Source organism: Sphingopyxis sp., assembly GCF_036402335.1.
GTDB lineage: Bacteria > Pseudomonadota > Alphaproteobacteria > Sphingomonadales > Sphingomonadaceae > Sphingopyxis.
The window spans coordinates 1-3,159 of record NZ_DASWTD010000573.1; the positions used below are offsets into that span (position 1 = coordinate 1).

Genomic DNA, 3,159 nt, shown 5'->3' on the forward strand with positions numbered 1-3,159 from the left:
ATTTTGCACCATGGGGTCTGCGGTCGGAGGGACGGTTTAGCGCGAGGCGAGGGTGGCCGACGGCTTCACGAGCGGCTGGACATCGCGCAGCGCGAAGCTGACCTGCTGCGAGCCGACGGTGCCGCGGACGCGGTGCTGGCCGACGCGGAGGGTGAACGGCTTGCCGGTGCGTTCCTCGACGCCGCTGATGACGCGCGTGTCGCCAACCTGCGTGACGGTGTAGCTGTAGGTGCTGCCCTCATGCTCGAAGCGATTGGTCGGTGCATCCTTTGCAAAGGCAACGGACGGCGCCAGCGTGAGCAGGCCGAGGGCGGGGAGAATATATTTCTTCATGATGCAAGTCCTTGTCAGATGAACAAAACTTGCCTTCGAGCCCCTCTCTTCTTGTGCGCTGCAGCATGGCGGGCCGCGCGGGCGCCAGCAATTGCAAAAAGCAGAACCGCGATTGCGCCGAAGCGAAAGGGTCAGATGCCGTTCGGAACCAGCCGCCGGTTGGCGCCCGCCCATGCGGCGGTGCCCGCGAGCAGCGCATAGGTGGTCAGCATCGTCGCCGGGATCGCGAGCGAATAGGCAGGCTCTTTGGGGCCGAACCAGTCGACCGCCTGCGCGAAGGCCAGAAGTGCGGCGAGCATCCAAAGGCGCCGGTTATCCCCCGCCGTAACTTCGGTGCGGCGCATATAATAAAGGAAAGCGCCACCGATCAGCATGATTTCGAGCGGCATCGCGATCGCCGGATGATTCCACAGGCCGAAGCCGAGCCTGGGTGGCGCGCCATAGAGCGTCAGATCGGGGATGTGCACGACCAGGTCGATGAACCAGTGCGAGACGACGACCAGCGCGGCGCCGATCGCGGCGTCTTTGCGTTTCGTCGCAAACCGGACGAGCGCGCCGAAAAGCCCGCCCCAGATCAGCGCGCCGAGCAGGCTGTGGGTGTAGGGCATATGATGGAGGTCCATCGGGTTCATCGCAGTGATGCCGGGGACGATCCGCATCGCCTCGGCCCCCGGGATCAGCAGCGCTGCGAAGCCGATGTCGATGAGTTGCGCAGCAACGAACAGCGTGCCGAGCCCTGCGGCTTTCGGCCGCGCCGCTGCGATGAGCGCCGGTGCAAAATGGCCGATGAACATGGACCAAACCTATCGTCGGGCGCGCCTGCGTCAATGCCCCCGAATCGGTGGGCGGACGATCATTCCATGAAGGGAAGCAGGACCCCGTCGATCAGCACCCAGAGGCCGAGCGCGCCGAGCATGGCGATCGACAGGCTCGGATTGACGAAGATGATGAATATCTGCGCGAAGACGATGCCGAGCTGGACGAATCCTGTCGCGAGACGATCCATATAGAAGCGATGAAGGCCGAGCATCCCGAAGAAGAACCACAGGAGATAAGCGATCACGAGCGACTTGTGGCGTGTCTTTTGAAACCGGACATTCGAAAACTGCGTCAGGTCACCGTGATAAGTTGCCATCGAAATATCCCCCTTCGCGGATCCTCTTACCCTGACAGGCTTAAGAAACATTATCTGCGCCCGGCCGCTTGATCGCCGGAGGTCATGCTTGACCGCAAGGGGGCGAAAGGGCCAAAGCAGGGAGATGACGGATACCCCCGAAACCGCCGCTCAGGCTGATAGCACCCACGCCATCACGTCGCTGTCGTTCGAGGCTGCGATGGGCGAGCTCGAAACGATCGTGCGGCGGCTCGAAAGCGGCGACGTCAGCCTCGAGGAATCGGTGGCGCTTTACGAACGCGGGCACGCGCTGCGCGGTCATTGCGAGGCACGGCTCGCCGCGGCGCAGGCGCGTATCGAGCAGGTCAGCCTCGGCGCCGACGGCCGGCCGGCGGGAACCACGCCCTTCGGCGAAAGCTGATCCACCATGGCGTTCGACGACGAAGTTTCGCGCGGAACGCAATTGCTTGTTTCCACCCAGGCGGAAGTCGCGCTGGGGATCGACCGGTTGTTCGACCAGTTGCTGCCTGTGCCCGCCGACCCGCGCGGGCCGCTGTACGAAGCGATGCGCCACGCTGCGATCGCGGGCGGCAAGCGGCTGCGTCCGCTGCTGGTGCGCGCCGCGGGCGACCTGTTCCACGTCGACCGCACGCTCAGCCTGCGTGTCGGCGCGGCGGTCGAGGCGATGCACGTCTATTCGCTGATCCACGACGATCTGCCGTGCATGGACGATGACGATATGCGGCGCGGCAAACCGACGGTGCACAGGGCGTTCAATGAGGCGACCGCCGTGCTCGCGGGCGATTCGCTCCATGCCCTCGCGTTCGAGTGGTTGTGCGACCCGGTGACGAGTGCCGATCCGTTCGTGCGCGGCGAACTCTGCTGCGAGCTTGCGCGCGCTGCGGGCCCGGCCGGGATGGCAGGCGGGCAGATGATGGACCTTGCCGCCGAGACCGCGAATTTCGATCTGCCGACGGTGACAAGGTTGCAGCAGCTCAAGACCGGGGCGCTGATTGCCTTTTCGGTCGAGGCAGGGGCGATCCTCGCGCGCATTCCGGCCGAAAGCCGCACGCCGTTGCGCGGCTATGCGCGTGATATCGGGCTTGCCTTCCAGATTGCCGACGACATCATGGATGTCGAGGGCGACGAAGCGCTCGCCGGCAAGGCGCTGCACAAGGACGACGCCGCAGGCAAGGCGACGTTCGTCACGCTGATGGGGCTGGAGCGCGCGCGCGAACAGGCAGGGCTGCTCGTCGAACAGGCGATTGCGCATCTCAGCGGTTTTGGCGAAGAGGCGGCGCTGCTGCGCGCGATCGCGCGCTATGTCGTGGAAAGGGACCGTTGATGCGGGTGGGGGTTTATCCGGGGACGTTCGATCCGATCACGCTCGGGCATATGGACATCATCCGCCGGGGCGCGAAGCTGGTCGACCGGCTGGTCATCGGAGTGACCACCAACCCGTCCAAGTCGCCCATGTTCTCGGTCGACGAGCGGATGGCGATGGTCCGCCGCGAGATAGACGGCATCGAGGGCGAGATCGACGTGGTCTCGTTCGATTCGCTGCTGATGGACTTCGCCGAGCGGGAAGGCGCGGCGGTGATCCTGCGCGGCCTGCGCGCCGTCTCCGACTTCGAATATGAGTATCAGATGGCGGGGATGAACCAGCAGCTGAACGACCGGGTCGAGACCGTCTTCCTGATGGCCGACGTGTC

The 3,159-nt window shown here is 64.8% G+C and carries 6 protein-coding genes; 3 read left to right on the plus strand and 3 right to left on the minus strand.

The genetic code is table 11. The annotated features are described in order from the left end of the window. Window positions 1-36: 36 nt before the first annotated feature. From VGD20_RS18540 to VGD20_RS18550, 3 genes are all read right to left on the minus strand, one after another. On the minus strand, window positions 37-333 hold the full coding sequence (locus VGD20_RS18540; RefSeq protein ID WP_331135855.1) for a hypothetical protein: 297 nt from the start codon (window positions 331-333) through the stop codon (window positions 37-39). Window positions 334-464: 131 nt separating this feature from the next. Then, on the minus strand, window positions 465-1,127 hold the full coding sequence (locus VGD20_RS18545; protein WP_331135856.1) for a hypothetical protein: 663 nt from the start codon (window positions 1,125-1,127) through the stop codon (window positions 465-467). 59 nt (window positions 1,128-1,186) lie between these two features. Further along, complete coding sequence (locus tag VGD20_RS18550) at window positions 1,187-1,468, minus strand: TM2 domain-containing protein (protein WP_331135857.1); 282 nt, start codon at window positions 1,466-1,468, stop codon at window positions 1,187-1,189. A 124-nt stretch (window positions 1,469-1,592) separates the two neighbouring features. Here VGD20_RS18550 and VGD20_RS18555 point away from each other — a divergent pair, with 124 nt between their 5' ends. The 3 genes from VGD20_RS18555 to coaD form a co-directional block, all read left to right on the plus strand. Continuing rightward, window positions 1,593-1,868: an exodeoxyribonuclease VII small subunit gene (locus tag VGD20_RS18555; RefSeq protein WP_331135858.1), complete on the plus strand. Its 276-nt coding sequence runs from the start codon at window positions 1,593-1,595 to the stop codon at window positions 1,866-1,868. Between the two features lie 6 nt (window positions 1,869-1,874). Continuing rightward, on the plus strand, window positions 1,875-2,792 hold the full coding sequence (locus VGD20_RS18560; protein ID WP_331135859.1) for a farnesyl diphosphate synthase: 918 nt from the start codon (window positions 1,875-1,877) through the stop codon (window positions 2,790-2,792). Then, window positions 2,792-3,159, plus strand: a 368-nt coding sequence (gene coaD / locus VGD20_RS18565) for a pantetheine-phosphate adenylyltransferase (protein WP_331135860.1), incomplete at its 3' end; no start/stop codon positions are given. The genes VGD20_RS18560 and coaD, both read left to right, overlap by 1 nt.

Coding starts and splice junctions, on each gene's coding strand:
- VGD20_RS18555 (WP_331135858.1), top strand. CDS start 1,593: ATGACGGATACCCCCGAAACCGCCGCTCAGGCTGATAGCACCCACGCC.
- VGD20_RS18560 (WP_331135859.1), top strand. CDS start 1,875: ATGGCGTTCGACGACGAAGTTTCGCGCGGAACGCAATTGCTTGTTTCC.
- VGD20_RS18550 (WP_331135857.1), bottom strand. CDS start 1,468: ATGGCAACTTATCACGGTGACCTGACGCAGTTTTCGAATGTCCGGTTT.
- VGD20_RS18545 (WP_331135856.1), bottom strand. CDS start 1,127: ATGTTCATCGGCCATTTTGCACCGGCGCTCATCGCAGCGGCGCGGCCG.
- VGD20_RS18540 (WP_331135855.1), bottom strand. CDS start 333: ATGAAGAAATATATTCTCCCCGCCCTCGGCCTGCTCACGCTGGCGCCG.